The 15,048-nt window shown below is 70.0% G+C and carries 16 protein-coding genes and 1 pseudogene; 9 read left to right on the top strand and 8 right to left on the bottom strand.

Annotated elements, in window-relative coordinates:
• Positions 1 to 248: 248 nt before the first annotated feature.
• From pqqE to pqqA, 5 genes are read right to left on the bottom strand one after another with little or no spacing between them, the layout of a single operon-like run.
• A complete protein-coding gene (gene pqqE / locus ACZ4SA_RS06500; RefSeq protein ID WP_468270479.1) occupies positions 249 to 1,367 on the bottom strand; it encodes a pyrroloquinoline quinone biosynthesis protein PqqE in 1,119 nt (372 codons plus the stop codon).
• Positions 1,364 to 1,642: a pyrroloquinoline quinone biosynthesis peptide chaperone PqqD gene (gene pqqD / locus ACZ4SA_RS06505; protein WP_468270481.1), complete on the bottom strand. Its 279-nt coding sequence runs from the start codon at positions 1,640 to 1,642 to the stop codon at positions 1,364 to 1,366. The genes pqqE and pqqD overlap by 4 nt, the downstream gene beginning before the upstream one ends.
• Positions 1,639 to 2,361 carry a pyrroloquinoline-quinone synthase PqqC gene (pqqC, locus tag ACZ4SA_RS06510; RefSeq protein ID WP_468270483.1) on the bottom strand — a complete coding sequence of 241 codons (723 nt, stop codon included), beginning with the start codon at positions 2,359 to 2,361 and terminating at the stop codon, positions 1,639 to 1,641. The genes pqqD and pqqC overlap by 4 nt, the downstream gene beginning before the upstream one ends.
• On the bottom strand, positions 2,358 to 3,269 hold the full coding sequence (gene pqqB, locus ACZ4SA_RS06515; protein ID WP_468270484.1) for a pyrroloquinoline quinone biosynthesis protein PqqB: 912 nt from the start codon (positions 3,267 to 3,269) through the stop codon (positions 2,358 to 2,360). The genes pqqC and pqqB overlap by 4 nt, the downstream gene beginning before the upstream one ends.
• A 13-nt stretch (positions 3,270 to 3,282) precedes the next feature.
• A complete protein-coding gene (pqqA, locus tag ACZ4SA_RS06520; RefSeq protein ID WP_468270486.1) occupies positions 3,283 to 3,438 on the bottom strand; it encodes a pyrroloquinoline quinone precursor peptide PqqA in 156 nt (51 codons plus the stop codon).
• Between the two features lie 249 nt (positions 3,439 to 3,687).
• On the opposite strand from pqqA, the gene ACZ4SA_RS06525 reads away from it, so the two are divergent.
• A complete protein-coding gene (locus ACZ4SA_RS06525; RefSeq protein ID WP_468270807.1) occupies positions 3,688 to 4,761 on the top strand; it encodes a PQQ-dependent sugar dehydrogenase in 1,074 nt (357 codons plus the stop codon).
• 80 nt (positions 4,762 to 4,841) lie between these two features.
• Here the strand turns inward: ACZ4SA_RS06525 and gcl are convergent, their stop codons facing one another.
• Complete coding sequence (gene gcl / locus ACZ4SA_RS06530; RefSeq protein ID WP_468270488.1) at positions 4,842 to 6,629, bottom strand: glyoxylate carboligase; 1,788 nt, start codon at positions 6,627 to 6,629, stop codon at positions 4,842 to 4,844.
• Between the two features lie 269 nt (positions 6,630 to 6,898).
• On the opposite strand from gcl, the gene ACZ4SA_RS06535 reads away from it, so the two are divergent.
• The 3 genes and pseudogenes from ACZ4SA_RS06535 to ACZ4SA_RS06545 all read left to right on the top strand — a co-directional run.
• Positions 6,899 to 7,630, top strand: a complete 732-nt coding sequence (locus ACZ4SA_RS06535) for a hypothetical protein (RefSeq protein ID WP_468270490.1) — start codon at positions 6,899 to 6,901, stop codon at positions 7,628 to 7,630.
• Between the two features lie 124 nt (positions 7,631 to 7,754).
• Positions 7,755 to 8,534, top strand: coding sequence for a TIGR04222 domain-containing membrane protein (locus ACZ4SA_RS06540; protein ID WP_468270492.1), 780 nt, complete (start codon positions 7,755 to 7,757; stop codon positions 8,532 to 8,534).
• Between the two features lie 84 nt (positions 8,535 to 8,618).
• A pseudogene (locus tag ACZ4SA_RS06545) lies at positions 8,619 to 8,977 on the top strand (transposase family protein); the annotation flags it as partial.
• 12 nt (positions 8,978 to 8,989) lie between these two features.
• On the opposite strand, the gene ACZ4SA_RS06550 reads toward ACZ4SA_RS06545, so the two are convergent.
• Positions 8,990 to 9,559 carry a dienelactone hydrolase family protein gene (locus ACZ4SA_RS06550; protein ID WP_468270494.1) on the bottom strand — a complete coding sequence of 190 codons (570 nt, stop codon included), beginning with the start codon at positions 9,557 to 9,559 and terminating at the stop codon, positions 8,990 to 8,992.
• A gap of 57 nt (positions 9,560 to 9,616) precedes the next feature.
• Here ACZ4SA_RS06550 and ACZ4SA_RS06555 point away from each other — a divergent pair, with 57 nt between their 5' ends.
• The gene (locus ACZ4SA_RS06555) at positions 9,617 to 10,207 is read left to right on the top strand and encodes an ArsR/SmtB family transcription factor (protein ID WP_468270496.1); all 591 of its coding nucleotides are present in this window, start codon (positions 9,617 to 9,619) and stop codon (positions 10,205 to 10,207) included.
• Between the two features lie 222 nt (positions 10,208 to 10,429).
• Positions 10,430 to 10,630, top strand: coding sequence for a type II toxin-antitoxin system VapB family antitoxin (locus tag ACZ4SA_RS06560; RefSeq protein WP_468270498.1), 201 nt, complete (start codon positions 10,430 to 10,432; stop codon positions 10,628 to 10,630).
• A 358-nt stretch (positions 10,631 to 10,988) separates the two neighbouring features.
• On the opposite strand, the gene ACZ4SA_RS06565 is transcribed toward ACZ4SA_RS06560, so the two are convergent.
• Entirely contained in the window at positions 10,989 to 12,137 is a 1,149-nt protein-coding gene (locus ACZ4SA_RS06565; RefSeq protein ID WP_468270500.1) for an alkaline phosphatase PhoX, read from the bottom strand.
• A gap of 414 nt (positions 12,138 to 12,551) precedes the next feature.
• Here ACZ4SA_RS06565 and ACZ4SA_RS06570 point away from each other — a divergent pair, with 414 nt between their 5' ends.
• From ACZ4SA_RS06570 to ACZ4SA_RS06580, 3 genes are all read left to right on the top strand, one after another.
• Entirely contained in the window at positions 12,552 to 12,986 is a 435-nt protein-coding gene (locus ACZ4SA_RS06570) for a VOC family protein (protein ID WP_468270502.1), read from the top strand.
• 397 nt (positions 12,987 to 13,383) lie between these two features.
• A complete protein-coding gene (locus ACZ4SA_RS06575; protein ID WP_468270809.1) occupies positions 13,384 to 13,659 on the top strand; it encodes a recombinase family protein in 276 nt (91 codons plus the stop codon).
• Entirely contained in the window at positions 13,656 to 14,870 is a 1,215-nt protein-coding gene (locus ACZ4SA_RS06580) for an alpha/beta hydrolase family protein (protein WP_468270504.1), read from the top strand. The genes ACZ4SA_RS06575 and ACZ4SA_RS06580 overlap by 4 nt, the downstream gene beginning before the upstream one ends.
• Positions 14,871 to 15,048: the final 178 nt, after the last annotated feature.

Genomic DNA, 15,048 nt, shown 5'->3' on the forward strand with positions numbered 1-15,048 from the left:
TGGTGAAGGCGTTCCGGTTCCGTTCTGACCTGAAGGACGGAACCGGAACAGCCAATCGTCCCGCCGCGGTCCCCTTCCTGTCGCCGGACTCCGTCCGACGGCCCCACCAAAGCCCCGCCCGGCGGCGCGAACGTCCTGTCGCGCCAGCCTCGCACCGTCGGGCGGTATCAACTGCACAGCCCGGGCGCGGAGTCGGTACGGTCCCGCACTCCGCGTTCGACGATCAGGGCCTGGCCTTCGCACAGAGGTCAGGCCCTGATCCTTTTCCCCGCCTCAGACCATCCGCGCGGCGCCCCCGGCCCCCGGTACACGAGGCCGGTGGCTTCCCCGTCGGCAGGGGCGGCGGCCCGGATGAGGCCGTGGTCGGGTGACAGCCGGCACGCGGGGTCGGTACGGGCGGCGTCGCCGGTGATCGCGTACGCCTGGCAGCGGCAGCCGCCGAAGTCCTCGTCGCGCCGCGGACAGGTACGGCACGGTTCGCTCATCCAGTCGGTGCCCCGGTACCGGCTGAAGGCGGCGGAGTGTTCCCAGATCCAGGCGAGTGTCCGGTCGCCGACATGCGGAGGGTCCAGACCCGGCAGCGTCGCCGCCGCCGGGCAGGGCAGCACGGTTCCGTCGGGCGTGACGGTGAGCGATACGGCGCCCCAGCCCCCCATGCACGGCTTCGCGACACCCTCGACGTGGTCGGGAACGACCCACACCAGCTCCGTGCGCCCGGACAGTCGCTCACGCCACCGCTGAACAGCCTCCGAGGCGTGGGACAGCTGGGCGCGACTGGGCATGAGCGCCGCGCGGTTGAGCAGCGCCCAGCCGTAGAACTGCGTGTTGGCCAGTTCGATACGGTCCGCGCCCCAGGACAGCGCCAGTTCCACGACGTCGTCGAGGGCGTCGAGGTTGTCGCGGTGCAGCACGACGTTGACGCCGAGAGGCAGTCCTGCCGCCCGCACCCGCTCTGCGGCTCGTTCCTTCGCCTCGAACGAGCGGCGCCCTGCGATCCGTTCGGAGGCCGACGGGTCGGCGTGCTGGACCGACAGCTGGACACTGCGCAGCCCCGCCTCCACGAGTGCCGCCAACCGTGCCTCGTCGAGGCCCAGCCCGCTGGTGACCAGCTGGGTGTGCACGCCGGCCGCCTCCGCGGCGCGGACAATCGCCTCCAGATCGGGACGCAACAGCGGTTCCCCGCCGGACAGATGCGTCTGCACCACTCCGAGTTCCCCGGCCTGCCGCATGACGTCCCGCCACTGAACCGTCGACAGTTCACGGGATCGCCGGGTCAGCTCCAGCGGATTGGAGCAGTACGGGCAGCGCAGCGGGCAGGCGTGGGTCAGCTCGGCGAGCAGCGCCCAGGGGGGCGGCACGCCGGTCATCGCAGCCAGCCCTCGTCGCGCAGCCGCCGCAGGAACACGGGAACGTCGGTGGCCACCGGCGCGCCGGGGAAGCGGGTTTGCAGTGCGTCGACGATGCCGCTGACCTCGCGCCCGTCGCACAGCCGCAGGATGTCGCCGGCGTGGCCCTGCAGCACGACGACACGCTCGGGCATCACCAGCAGGTCGGTGCGGCGAACCCGGTCGTGTCGCAGCACGACGGCGGGGGCGAGCACCGGGCACCATCGCGGCTCCACCTGTGCGGGGACCGTGGTCATCGCGGACCCTCCGGCCCCGCGTGGTCCACGGCGTCCAGCAGCGCCCAGAGCACGTCGCACTTGAAGGCGAGTGCCGCGACCGCCTGTTCCTGTGCGGCCCGGTCACGCGCCCAGCGCAGCACCAGGTTCATCGCCTGGCCGCTGTCCCGCCGGCCCTGGCTGACGCGTGCCCGGAAGTAGACCAGGCCCTCGGCGTCGATCCACGGATAGTGCCGTTCGAAGGCGTCGATGCGCCGCCGCATGAGATCCGGGGCGGACAGTTCGGTGAGCGAGGCGGCGACGGCTTCCAGCGCCGGCCGCAGCCGGCAGAAGTTGACGTATCCCTCGACCGCGAGCCGGACACCTGGCAGCACGCCGCTGCCGGACAGCAGGCCCGTCCGGTCCAGGCCGGCCGCCTCGCCCAGCCGCAGCCACCGCTCGATGCCGCCTTCGTCGTCCTCGCGCCCGTCGTGGTCCTCGATGCGGCGGATCCACATGCGCCGGAGTTCCGGCGTCCCGAGCTTCGCGGTGATCAGTGCGTCCTTGACCGGGATGTGCTGCTGGTAGTGGAAGCGGTTGGTGATCCACCGGCGCACGTCGGAGGGGCTCAGTGTCCCCTCGTGCATGCGCACGTTGAAGGGGTGGCGGTCGTGGTAGCGCTGCTCGGCCACCGCGCGCAGCTGCTCCTCGAACTCCGAACGGCTCCAGGGCCGTTCTGTTTCCACTGCCACGACGCTCACAGCACGATCTCCATTCCGTCGGCGGCCACTTCGATTCCCAGCCGGGCCAGCGCCTTGTGCTGTGGCGCGGCGGGGTCGATCAGCGGGTTCGTGTTGTTGAGGTGTGTGTACAGACGCCTGCCGGGCAGGGGGGCGAGGCGCCGTGCCGTGCCGTTCGGCCCGTCGATCGGCAGATGGCCCATGGCGGTGGCGCCGCGGGTCGAGAAGTTCGCGCGCCGGGGCTCGTCGTCGTCCCAGAAGGTGCCGTCGAGGATGACGCAGTCCGCTTCCGCCACGGCCTCCTCCAGCGCCTGCGGCCATGTGCCGAGCGCGGGTGCGTAGACAGCGGTGCGGCCGGTGGCGCGGTCGGTGAGCCGCAGGGCCGTCACCCAGTCGCCGCAGTCGTCCGCCGCAGTCGGGTCCGCCGCGGCGTAGCGGGGCCGTTTGGCGGAGACCGGGACGGCGCTGATGTGAATCGCGGAGCCCGGGGCGAGTGGCTGGGCCCTGCCCTTTGCCGGGAGGTCACGCCAGGTCAGTTCGGTGTACGGGGTGAGGAGGGAGTCCAGTTGCCGATGGTCCCGTAGCGCTTCGCGTACGGCGGCGGTCGCGATCACTTCCAGTCGTTCGGCTTCCCGCAGCCGGGCGATGCCGAGTGTGTGGTCGAGTTCGGCGTCGGTCAGCACGACTCCCGCCACCGGTGTGCGGCGCTGCCCGGGGCCCGGATGCAGTTCGGGACAGCCTTCGATCTGTTCGCCGATGTCCGGGGTCGCGTTGACGAGATACCAGTGGCCCTCGTCGGCCTGCACGGCGAGTGCGGCGTGGCGGCGGCGTCGCCGGGGGTGTGTCCGTGCGCCGGCGCATTCGCGGCAGGCGCAGTTCCACTGCGGTACGCCGCCGCCTGCTGCGGTGCCCAGCACCTTGAGCAGCATGTCCGTGGCGTCGCTAGCGGGTGGCCAGGGAGTAGGCAGTGACCTCGAGCGCGGTCTCCACGACCGCGTACTCGGGCCGGCGCCAGGCCGATTCCTCGATGTACGTGGTCGCTTCGCCGCGCGTTGCCCGATCGGGGCCGGTGGTCGTTTCCTCGGGTGTGGCCGTCATGGTTGTCCTGCCCTTCGGATGACGGTGGCGTCCCCCACCGCAGCATCGGCAGGCATCTGGGACGGGGCAACCGGGGGCGGGCCGACCGTGTGACCCGCCGGAGCCGTCTGACGTGTCGTCACACGACGCGTGCCTACGCTCCCGGTGATCATTGCCGAGCCTTCCTGGAGGATGCCCGTGTCCACTCCTACGACTCGCCGCAAGCCTGCGAGAAGACCGTCGCTCCGCTCTGTGAGCACCGTGGGGGTCATGGTCGCCGGCCTGCTGGTGGGCTTCGCCGGCCCAGGTGCCGGCGCGGCCGCACCGCCCGGGGGAATGCCGGCCGGCAGCCATGGGCAAACGGAACCGGGCGAGGTGCGTACCGTCTCGACCGAGTGGACCACCCCGTGGGGGCTGAGCTGGCTGCCGGACGGCTCCGCGCTGATCAGCGAGCGCGAGACGTTCAAGATCTTCAAGCTCGCCCAGGACGGGACGAAGACAGTCGTGGGCAGCGTCCCCGACTCGGTGACCACCGGGGCCGAGGACGGTGTCCTGGGCATCGCTGTGTCGCCCACCTGGGAGGAGGACCACTACGTCTACATCCTGCACACGACCTCGGCGGACAACCGGGTCGCGCGGATGACGTACGACGGTTCCACGCTGGACGGGTACACAACGCTGCTCACCGGGATCAAGAAGGACCGGATCCACAACGGCGGACGTCTGAAGTTCGGCCCCGACGGCTATCTGTACGCCGCGACGGGCGACGGCAACCGGCGCGCCCTCGCGCAGGACAGGAAATCCCTCAACGGGAAGATCCTGCGGATGACCACGGAGGGCGAGCCCGCGCCCGGCAACCCCTTCGGCACCCATGTCCACTCCTACGGCCACCGCAACCCCCAGGGCCTGGCCTGGGACGCGCAGGGCCGCCTGTGGGTGGCCGAGATCGGCTCGGACACCAGCGACGAGCTGAATCTCATCGAACCCGGCAAGAACTACGGCTGGCCCACGTGCGAAGGGCCCTGCGAAACCGAGGGGATGACCGACCCCAAGGCGCACTGGGCGGTCGCGGAAGCGTCGCCGAGCGGCCTCGCCTACGCCGACGGCGCTCTCTACATGGCCGCGATGCGCGGCAAGCGGCTGTGGCACATCCCCGTCGACGGCACGGCGGCGGGCACCCCGGTGGCGTACTTCAAGGGCACGTACGGACGGCTGCGCACCGTCGAGAAGGTTCCTGGCAAGAACGCTCTGTGGGTGTCCACGACGAACACCGACCGCAACGGCGGCCGGCCCGACGGCTCCGACCAGGTGCTCGAGGTGGAACTGACGGCACCGGCCGGCTGAGCGGTCGGACGTGTCCCGCAGCAGTGACGAAAGCCCGGCCCCGAGGCGGACCGGGCTTTCGCCGGATGGTTCGGCGGAGGTCAGACCTTCAGCGGCTTGATCGCCGTCGGGGCGTGCCCCGGCTCCGTGGCGAGCTCTTCGAACTCGGTCACGTCACTGATGTCCGCCGTCTTGCTCATCGCGATGTTCGTGACGCGCTCCAGGATCGCCTCGACGACGACCGGCACCCGGTACTCGGCGGCGAGCTTCTTCGCCTCCTCGAAGGCCGGCAGCAGCTGGTCGGGCTCCGTGACCCGGATCGCCTTGCAGCCGAGGCCCTCGACGACCTTGACGTGGTCGACGCCGTAGACGCCCAGCTCCGGCGAGTTGAGGTTCTCGAACTCCAGGTTGACCTGGAAGTTGATGTCCAGGCCGAGCTGCGCCTGGCGGATCAGGCCCAGGTAGGAGTTGTTCACGAGGACGTGGACGTACGGGATGCGGTGCTGCGCGCCGACCGCCAGCTCCTCCAGCATGAACTGGAAGTCGTAGTCGCCGGACAGGGCGACGACCTGCGCCTCGGGGTCGGCGGTGGCGACACCCAGCGCGGCCGGGATGGTCCAGCCGAGGGGGCCGGCCTGACCGCAGTTGATCCAGTGGCGCGGCTTGTAGACGTGCAGCATCTGCGCGCCGGCGATCTGGGAGAGACCGATCGTGGTGACGTAGCGGGTCTCCGGGCCGAAGGCGCGGTTCATCTCCTCGTACACACGCTGTGGCTTGAGCGGCACGTTGTCGAAGTGCGTACGGCGCTGGAGTGTCGCCTTGCGGTCCTGCGTGGCGGCGACCCACGCGCCGCGGTCGGGCAGCCTGCCCGCGGCCTTGAGCTCCTTGGCGACCTCGACGAAGAGCTCGAGCGCGGCCTTGGCGTCGGAGGCGATGCCGTAGTCGGGGGCGAAGATCTTGCCGATCTGGGTGGGCTCGACGTCGACGTGGACGAACTTGCGGCCCTTGGTGTAGACGTCCAGCTTGTAGCCGGTGTGGCGGTTGGCCCAGCGGTTGCCGATGCCGAGGACGAAGTCGGACTCGAGGAAGTTCGCGTTGCCGTAGCGGTGCGAGGTCTGGAGGCCGACCATGCCCGCGTTGAGCTCGTGGTCGTCCGGGATGGTCCCCCAGCCCATCAGGGTCGGGATCACGGGGGTGCCGGTGATCTCGGCGAACTCGACGAGCAGGTCGGAGGCGTCGGCGTTGATGATGCCGCCGCCGGCGACGATCAGCGGGCGCTCGGACTCCAGGAGGAAGGTGATCGCCTTCTCGATCTGGGCGCGGGTCGCGGACGGCTTGTAGACCGGCAGCGGCTCGTAGGTCTCGGGGTCGAAGTCGATCTCGGTGAGCTGGACGTCGATCGGCAGGTCGATGAGGACCGGTCCGGGACGGCCGGAGCGCATCAGGTGGAAGGCCTGCTGGAACACACCGGGGACCTGGGCGGCCTCGAGGACCGTCGTGGCGGCCTTGGTGACCGGCTTGGCGATCGACGCGATGTCGACGGCCTGGAAGTCCTCCTTGTGGATCACGGAGGTGGGGGCCTGGCCGGTGATGCACAGGATCGGGATCGAGTCGCCGATCGCCGAGTACAGGCCGGTGATCATGTCCGTGCCGGCGGGGCCGGAGGTGCCGATGCAGACGCCGATGTTGCCCGGGTTGGTCCGGGTGTAGCCCTCGGCCATGTGGGACGCACCCTCGACATGGCGAGCGAGGGTGTGGTCGATCCCGCCACCGGCTTGGAGGGCTTTGTAGAACGGGTTGATCGCTGCGCCCGGCACACCGAACGCGTGGGTGACGCCTTCACGCTTGAGGATCTCAACTGCCGCACGGGCGGCGGTCATTCGAGGCATGGGGTGCTCCTGCTTCGGCCTGTCGGATCTGGTCGGAACGGTCGGAACGGGCTCTGTCGCGCCACCTGAGAGCATCTATTCCGTATCGCGGAAGTTAAGTTTTACTATACGGAAGCAATGTAGGACGCGGCCCGGGTGACGTCAAGGGACGGCCGCAGCGGGACACCGGGGCTGCAGAGCGGCGGAGTACGCGAAGTGCCTCGCCAAGTCCCCGCCATTGAGCGACGATGGACCGCAGCCAGGACCGCGGGAAGGAAAGTGGGGCCGCGATGAGCGAGAGCATGCCGGTGCGCTGCCCGGTCTGCCGCCGCGACCATCTGTACGCGGCGCCCGTGTACCCGTGCGCCTGCGGCGCCCCGGTCGCGCCACCGCTACTGCGGGCCGCCCGCCCCGAGCCGATCACGCACCGCACCTGGAGCGACGACTGGGTCACCGTCCGCTGCGCCGAGTGCGAGCGCAAGGCCCAGTGGCCGCAGCCCGAGCTCGGCTGCCCCTGCGGCACGGTGCTGCGCATCCCGGTCCGGCCGGTCAGCACACCGGCTCCGCCCGGCCCGGCGGAGCGACCGCGCCCCTCCCGGCGCTCCTCGCACCTACCGCTGCCGCGCACGGCCGTCGCCTCCCGTCCGTCGTTCCGGCCCGTCACGATCCGCACCGCACGCGACGCCGTCACCGCAGCCGCCCTCTATCTGAAGTGGCTCGGCTTCCGCGACGTGATCCAGCCGGAGGTCAGGCCCGTTTCCGGCATAGACCTCAAAGGCCCCGACGTGGTCGCCCAGGTCGACCCCACCACCAGGCCCACCGGGCTGCGCGCCGTCGAATGCCTGTGGCTGAACGGGCTGAGCTCCTCGTCGACGAGCGTCCTCTTCTCCCTCGCCGGCTACGCGGACGATGCCAGGGCCCGAGCGGACCAACTCGGCATCCCGCTCTTCGTCATGGACCTCACCGGCTGCCCCCAACCGGTCAACGCCCCGGCGGACGAGCTGATTTCCACAGGCGCGTAACACCGCGAATCCGACTGAAGCTCAAATAGAGCTCTGAATCCTCCTCTGTCATGCTTCGGCATACCTCCGGGACGGGCATATTCCCCGCACGGCCTCAGACACGGCCTCGGGGGAGGTGGGCGCGATGCCCGTCGAGATGTGGTGGTTCATCGGCACCGCGGGGGCACTGCTCACCGCCGCGGCCCTGCTCCTGCGGCCCGGCGTGCCCGCGCCCCACGACACCCCCGATCCGCAGATCGTGGCCCTCCTGCGCGGCGGACGCCGCGCCGCGGTGACGGTGGCCCTCGTCGCTCTGCAGCAGCGCGGCGTGGTCACCAACGGCCGCAAGGGCACCGTACGGGCCGACGGCTGGGCCACCGCGATACGCGACCCGCTGCAGCTCGCCGTCCACGTCTCGCTCCGCCGCCCCCTCGGCCTGCGGCCCCTGGTCGCCGTGCCCCGGGTACGCCGAGCCCTCGACGCCCTGCGCGACCGGTCCGCCGAGGCGGGGCTGCTGCGGTCCGGCACCAGGTGGCGAGCCGCGCGCGCCCTGCTGTGCGCCGTCCCCGTCACGATCGCGGCAGGGCTGCTGGTCACACCGATGGCCGCGCCGGACACGCCCGCCCAGCCGGCCGTGTCCGCGGTCCCGGTCGCCGCGGCGGCGGCGCTGTGGTTCGTCCCGCGGCAGACTCCCGCGGGACGGCGGCTCCTCGTGTCCCTCCGCGACGCCCACCCGCTCGAGGCACGCCGCACCGCCGGCCCGCCCGTCCTGCTGTCGGTGGCACTCCACGGCGACGCGGCGCTGCTGCTCCACCTCCCCCACTTCGCCCGCGACGGCGGCCTCCTCGCCGGCGGCGGCCATGCCGCGGGCTACACCGAGAACACGGCGTCGTCAGGCAACGCGGGGGCGGCGTGCGGGCTCTGAGGGACGGCCCGCCGGTCAGCGCGGCTCGGGTGGCGGGGGTGGGTGCCCCGCCGCGCGCCCCGGCGCGGACCACGGGTGCTCCCTGTCCAGGGCCGCATTCGCGTGCCCCGGCCGGTCGGCGGCCGTCCCCGCACCCGGCCGGACCATCTCAGCGGCGACGAAGCGTACTCATCACGCCGCAACCGCCGATACCTGCGGCGTCGGCCGATCAAGCACACCATCCCCGAACGCCGTGATCAGCGGGCCCACCGCCTACGCCGTGGGAGTAACGGCGGCAAGCCCACCGGCTTCGATACGGCACGCCATGTCCGCAGGAACGAAGTCGAGCGGCTGATCAACCGATTGAGGTCAACCGGGCAGTGGCCATGCGCTTCGACAAGAGGGCGTGCGTCTTTTACGGCACCGTGACCGTCGCAGCCCTTCGCCTCTGGCTTTGCGCATGATCCGCCAGACACCTACCGCGAGCCGAGGAACTCGATCGCCCGCTGGGTCAGGAGCTTGGCAGCATCCGGGTCGTGGGACGGCAGCGAATTGTCCGCGAACAGGTGCTGGTCTCCGGGATACAGGAACATCTCCGCATCAGCGCAGTCGGAGACGAGGGCGCGGGCAGCGTCGATGTCCTCGGCGAAGAACGGATCGGTTTCCTTCGCATGCACCTGCACCGGCACACCGTCAGGCCATGCCGCACCGAACTCCGACACGGGGACGCAGGCGTGGAACAGGAGCGCGCCCCGCGCGCCCGCCCGAGTCTGCGCCAGCTTCTGGGCGGGCAGCACACCGAGCGAGAAGCCAACGTAAACGGTATCCCGCGGCAGCAGTTCGGCCGCGCGGACACCGCGCTCGGTGATCTCGCCGAACCCGACCTGCTCCACGTAACCCTGACCCTCCTCAAGGGAGCCGAAGGTACGCCCGTCGAACAGGTCAGGCGTGTGGACGGTGTGGCCGGCCGCGCGGAGTTCGCCGGCGAAAGCGGCGACTCCGGGGGTCAGCCCCTGCACGTGATGGAACAGTACGACCTCTGTCATGCCCGAACCCCTTGCGTGCAGGTAGCGAATGATCCATAACTTTAGAACAATCGAAGAGTGCCGAACAATACCCGTCTCCCCGACTACAACCTCGCCGACGTCACGGATGTGACAGCCCCGGCCCAGCTCCGCGCGCTGGCCAGCCCGCTGCGCGACGCCATCCTCGAGCTGCTCCTCGAACGCGCCGCGACGGTGAGCGAACTGGCCTCCGCACTCGGCCGCCCCAGGAGCACGGTCGCGCACCACGTGAGCGTCCTGGTGGATGCCCAGCTGCTGAGGGTCGTGCGGACCCGCCGGGTGCGGGCCATCGACGAGCGCTACTACGGCCGCACCGCGCGCATCTTCCGCGTCGGCACGGTCAGCCCGACCGACGGGGCAGCGGCGCCCTACTGCAACAACGATCTCGCCACGGCCGCCGCCGAGTCGGCCCCCGCACACCAGGCAGATCAACTCTCCTCGATCGTGCGGCATGTGCGGATCCCCCGGGAGCAGGCACGCGGGTTCTGGGCGCGGGTCCTGGAACTCGCCAACGACTACGCGCAACTGCCGCGCGGAGGCGATGTGGTGTACGGCTTCGCGGCCGGGCTCTACCCGACCGACTATCCGGCGCTACCGGAGGCTGAATCTGCCGCAACGGACGCGGAATGACCTGTACCGCGGATCACGGCATCCGCAACCGCGACCTACCGCACCCGAACCTTCACCACCCTGACCCCAACAACCCGCCCTCGCATGCTCCGTCGGACAGGCCCTGGTGCCGTATCAGGCAACGTTCGCCCTGTTGTTGTCCCGTGCCATTGAACCGCAGCGGGAACAAGTCGCTGCTGTGCGGCTGTTAGAGTCCCGGACTGATGAAGGGGGGGGCCGCTCATGGCCAAGGTCAACATCAGTCTCGATGCCGAACTGGTGGTGGAAGTGATGGTCCTGGCCGGGGTCGGCTCGCCCCAGGACGCCGTCGAAGCGGTCGTGCGTGACTACATCGCCCGGGGACACCGCACCGAGGCACGCACCGAGCTCAAAGACCAGAGCCTGCGCGAGGTCGAGGTCAAACCGCAGGAGCCTCAAGCCTGACCACTGTGATCGCGTGACGTAGCTCCTGCTCCGTTGGCACGCGTCAGATGGTACTGCTGCCCGCGCTGGGCGCTGGCGAAGATCGCCGGGAGTGGTGAACTCGCTCCGTCGTCGATGCAGGTGTGGCGGTCGGAGCCAGGGGGCCGGCGCCAACGCCGGTGCAGGCCGCCGTGTCGGCACGTGCCGTTCCGAAGCGATGCCGTGGTCCGCCGGTTGCGGGCCGGGGCCGCGCGGGTGGGGCGGCGAAGCGGACCGCCAGGGAGGACACGCACCCTCGGCAGAGCCGGGGGGCGCGGGCCATGCGGAGTGACACATGGCTCGCGCCGCCCCGGTCACTGATCGATGCGGACGGTGCTGGTCACAGGGATGTGCGGAAGGGGCCGGTGATTTCGTAGGTGATGCCGCCGCTGATGGAGCCGGAGGTGCCCTTCTGGGAGGAGAAGTACAGCCGGTTTCCTGCGGGGTTGAACGCCGGTCCGCAGATCTCGGAGGAGGACTGGCCGGTCACGCGCAGGAACGGGGCGACGATGTCGTCGGGGGTGATGATGCAGATCTCCATGTTGCCGCCGTCCTCGGCCACGTACAGGTCGCCGACAGCGGCGGCGGTGACGTTGTCCACGCCCTTGAGCGGGGCGCCGGAGACGTTGTCGTCGTACACCACGGCCAGGGTGTTGTTGGCCGCGTTGTACGCCCAGACGCGGTTGTCGCCCTTGGTGGTGAAGTAGCAGATGTCGGACCGGTAGTAGCAGCCCTCCCCGCCGTTGAAGAGCTTGGCTCCCGAGACCTGGTCGCGGGTGGGGGTGGGGCTGCCGTCCGGGTCGGGCACGTTCGCCCAGGACAGTACGCCGGAGACCTCCTTGAGCACCTGCAGGGTGCCCGAGGAGAGGTCGCCCCAGGTGGTGGGGACGAACCGGTAGAAGCAGCCGTCCGACTTGTCCTCGGTCAGATAGATGACCTCGCGGACCGGGTCGGCGGCGGCGGCCTCGTGGTTGAACCGGCCCATCGCGTCCCTGCGCACCGCGGAGTTCACACCCCACGGGTCGGTCTCGTAGACGTAGCCGGTGTCGACCTCCTCGCAGGACAGCCAGGTGTTCCACGGGGTGGACCCGCCGGCGCAGTTGCGGTTGGTGCCGGACAGGATGGTGTACGCCCCGGTGATGGCGGCGCTGCTGTTGAACTTCACCGCGCTGACCCCGCCACCACCGCTGCCGACCTCGGCGTTGGAGACGTAGATCCAGCCCGACCCGTCGGCGAAGCATTCGCCGCCGTCCGGAGCCTTGTGCCAGGTGTGGTTGGTGCCGGCCACCTTCTGAGTCGAGCGGGCGATCACCCGGCTGGTGAAGCCTGCCGGCAGCCTGATGCCGTTGGCATCGGCCGACTGCAGGGATCCGTACGGGCTGGTGCCGGGCAGAGCGGGATAGGCGGCGGCCTGCCGCCACAGCGAACCGGAGAAGGCCGCCGCGCCGGCGCCGACGGCGGCGGCACGAAGAAGAGTACGACGATCCACATCTACTCCTTCATTCAAGGAAGGGCGAGCGAGCGATCCGTGCTACGTGTCACCAACTGGTCACCGGGAAAAGACAATAGGACCGCTGCAGCTGGCCGATAAGGCTCCCCAAAGCGAACTGTTCCCGCCCAACCGGTGAGTAGATTCCACGCAGAAACGATCAGGCACGGCATAAGTGAACGAGAGTGGAATTTACCCTCACCGTGTGATGAACGACTGATCGCCCCCTTCGGCCCTTCCCCGCGCAACCTGTCAACTGGCCGCGATCGTGCGTCGTTTGAGAGTGGAGGGGGAGGCAACGACCGGATGCGACCCGGCTCGGCGCGTCGCCAACTCATGTCACGCGAGACTTCGACCCGTGCGGCGGTGACATCCGGGGTCCCGGTGAACAGCACGCGCCACTACGGTGGACCGATGGCATCGATCAAGCAGTTCCAAGTCACCTTCGACTGCGCAGAACCTGAGCGCCTCGCTCGTTTCTGGTGCGAGGTGTTGGGATACGTCGTACCGCCGCCACCGGAGGGGTTTGCCACCTGGGACGATTTCAAGCGCTCGCAGCCACCTGAGCAGCGGGATTCATGGTTCGCCTGCATAGATCCCTCAGGCGCGGGCCCGCGACTGTATTTCCAGCGCGTCCCCGAAGGGAAGGCAGCCAAGAACCGGCTGCATCTTGACGTGCGGGTCGGCACCGGGCTCGTGGGTGAAGAGCGCCTCGCCGCACTTGAGGCCGAATGCGCACGACTGGTCCCCCTCGGCGCGGTACACGTGCAAACGCTGCTTGCCGATGACGACAACGAGTCGTGCATCCCGATGCAGGACATCGAGGGCAACGAGTTCTGTCTCGACTGAGGGGCCGCGAACGTGTCCTCCTTCTGTCCCCATGGGCCAGGACGGAGAACCGCCCCCGACCTGTCAGGGCGCTGTGGCACGGATCGCCGGACCGGCGCTCGGGGCGGGCGAGCCGTCCGGCCGGTTCGACAGATGACGACAAGTTCGATGAGATGGCCGGTTTCACCGAGGCCGGCAGACGCTGAGTGTCGGACAGGTCCGCCGTCAGGCTCGGGCGAGGCTGACCCAGTTGGTGGGCGTGGTAGATGGTCAGGTGGGCGACCGGGCGGATGTCGCCGGTCTCATCGTCGTTGAGGTTGGTTGGCCCACACGGTCTTCAGATCGGAGTCGGTCAGGGATGTCCCGTTGGTGATGCCCTGCTGCATGCAGTAGTCGCGGACTTCAGTCGTCACCCACGCTGCCCGGCACCCACCGCAACCGGCTGGGCCTGGATCAGGCGCTCGCCGCCGTGCGGGCCGGCGACACCCTCGTGGCGCCCGGGCTCGACCGCCTCGCCCGCTCCGTGCCCGACAGCCGCGACATCGGGACTCCCTCGCCGCCCGCGGCGTCAAAGTCTCCGAACAGCGCTCCGGCATGCGCAGTCGCGGTGGGCGCTCATAGGCTGAAACAAGGAGGCCTGTCCCCCGGGCCGGGTCAGGGGGTGGTTCGCACAGCGCGCCTGGAGTCGCCATGACGTACCGGTTCAGCACGAACGACCAGTTCAACTACGAGATCCAGCTCGCTCTGGGCTCCGCCTGGCGGCAGGGCGCTGACGTGGGCGAGGTGCTGTCCGCCGCGTCCGCCACGGCGGACGGCGATGCGGAGACCTGGTTCTCGACCTGGGCCGCACTCGCGCGCACGGTCCGCGAGCAGGGCGAGAAGTGCGCCGCCCAAGGGCGTGCCGTGAGCGCGCGGGATGCGTTCCTGCGGGCGGCCGGGTACTTCGGTACGGCGTTGGTGGCTGTCGACGCGTGCGCCAACCCTGAGGCGCGGCTGCGCGAGGCCTTCGCCGAGCACCGCGACTGCTTCGACCTCTTCGCGACGGCGTGGGATCCGCCTGCCGAGAGGGTCGCGATCCCGTACGAGAACGTTTCGCTCCCCGGGTACCTTGTCAGCCCGTCGGGGCGTTCCGGGGCCCTGCCGACAATGATCGTCAACAACGGCAGTGACGGACCGGTCAGCGCGGCGTGGACACTGCTCGGCGCGCCGGCGGTGGCGCGTGGATACCGTGCGCTGCTGTTCGACGGCCCGGGCCAGCAGTCCATGCTGTTCGAGCACGGGGTACCCTTCCGTCCCGACTGGGAGAAGGTCATCACGCCGGTCGTGGACTTCCTGCTTGCACGCCCGGACGTCGACGCCCGGCGCATCGTGCTGGCCGGAATAAGCCAGGCCGGCTACTGGGTCCCGCGCGCGCTCGCGTTCGAGCACCGGATCGCCGCCGCCGTGGCCGATCCGGGCGTGACCGACGTCGGGGCCAGCTGGTGGCAACACTTTGGCCCCGAACTGCGCGAACTGTGGGACTCCGGCGACCGGGAGGCCTTCGACCGCATCGTGCACCAGGCCCTGGACCCGGACCCTGCCCTGGCCGCCCACTGGCGGTGGCGGGCCAAGCCGTACGGCATCGACTCCCCATTCGACTTGCTCACCGAGGTCGCCGAGTACAACGTGATGCCCGTGGTGCGTCAGATCACCACCCCGCTGCTGATCACGGATCCTGAGGGGGAGCAGTTCTGGCCCGCCCAGTCGCAGCGCCTGTATGACGCCCTGTCGGGCCCCAAGGAACTGGTCCGCTTCTCGGAGGCCGAAGGGGCGCATCTGCACTGCGAGCCCATGGGCCGCGCGCTGTTCGAACAGCGCGTATTCGACTGGCTGGACGCGCGCCTGGCCTCCGAACCGGCTGCCTGAGACGAGTACTCGCCTTCGGGCAACGCGGAACCGACCGGACAGCGACAAGACCAGGACCTGCCGATGCCCGGCGTCGACGACCTGTTCCACGACTGGATGGACGCTGCTGACGGTCTCGCTGTCCGATCGCCGCGCCTGATGTGCCTCGACGAGCGGATCCTCACGGCCTTTCGGATCG

It is taken from the genome of Streptomyces sp. NPDC027962, assembly GCF_055566095.1.

Excerpts from the sequence above, each read along its gene's own strand:
- pqqD (WP_468270481.1), bottom strand. The coding sequence starts at position 1,642 with ATGACCACGGTCCCCGCACAGGTGGAGCCGCGATGGTGCCCGGTGCTC.
- ACZ4SA_RS06535 (WP_468270490.1), top strand. The coding sequence starts at position 6,899 with ATGAGCGAGAGCATGCCGGTGCGCTGCCCGGTCTGCCGCCGCGACCAT.
- ACZ4SA_RS06570 (WP_468270502.1), top strand. The coding sequence starts at position 12,552 with ATGGCATCGATCAAGCAGTTCCAAGTCACCTTCGACTGCGCAGAACCT.
- ACZ4SA_RS06525 (WP_468270807.1), top strand. The coding sequence starts at position 3,688 with ATGGTCGCCGGCCTGCTGGTGGGCTTCGCCGGCCCAGGTGCCGGCGCG.
- ACZ4SA_RS06550 (WP_468270494.1), bottom strand. The coding sequence starts at position 9,559 with ATGACAGAGGTCGTACTGTTCCATCACGTGCAGGGGCTGACCCCCGGA.
- ACZ4SA_RS06540 (WP_468270492.1), top strand. The coding sequence starts at position 7,755 with ATGCCCGTCGAGATGTGGTGGTTCATCGGCACCGCGGGGGCACTGCTC.
- pqqE (WP_468270479.1), bottom strand. The coding sequence starts at position 1,367 with ATGACCGGCGTGCCGCCCCCCTGGGCGCTGCTCGCCGAGCTGACCCAC.
- pqqA (WP_468270486.1), bottom strand. The coding sequence starts at position 3,438 with ATGACGGCCACACCCGAGGAAACGACCACCGGCCCCGATCGGGCAACG.
- pqqB (WP_468270484.1), bottom strand. The coding sequence starts at position 3,269 with ATGCTGCTCAAGGTGCTGGGCACCGCAGCAGGCGGCGGCGTACCGCAG.
- gcl (WP_468270488.1), bottom strand. The coding sequence starts at position 6,629 with ATGCCTCGAATGACCGCCGCCCGTGCGGCAGTTGAGATCCTCAAGCGT.
- ACZ4SA_RS06580 (WP_468270504.1), top strand. The coding sequence starts at position 13,656 with ATGACGTACCGGTTCAGCACGAACGACCAGTTCAACTACGAGATCCAG.
- ACZ4SA_RS06560 (WP_468270498.1), top strand. The coding sequence starts at position 10,430 with ATGGCCAAGGTCAACATCAGTCTCGATGCCGAACTGGTGGTGGAAGTG.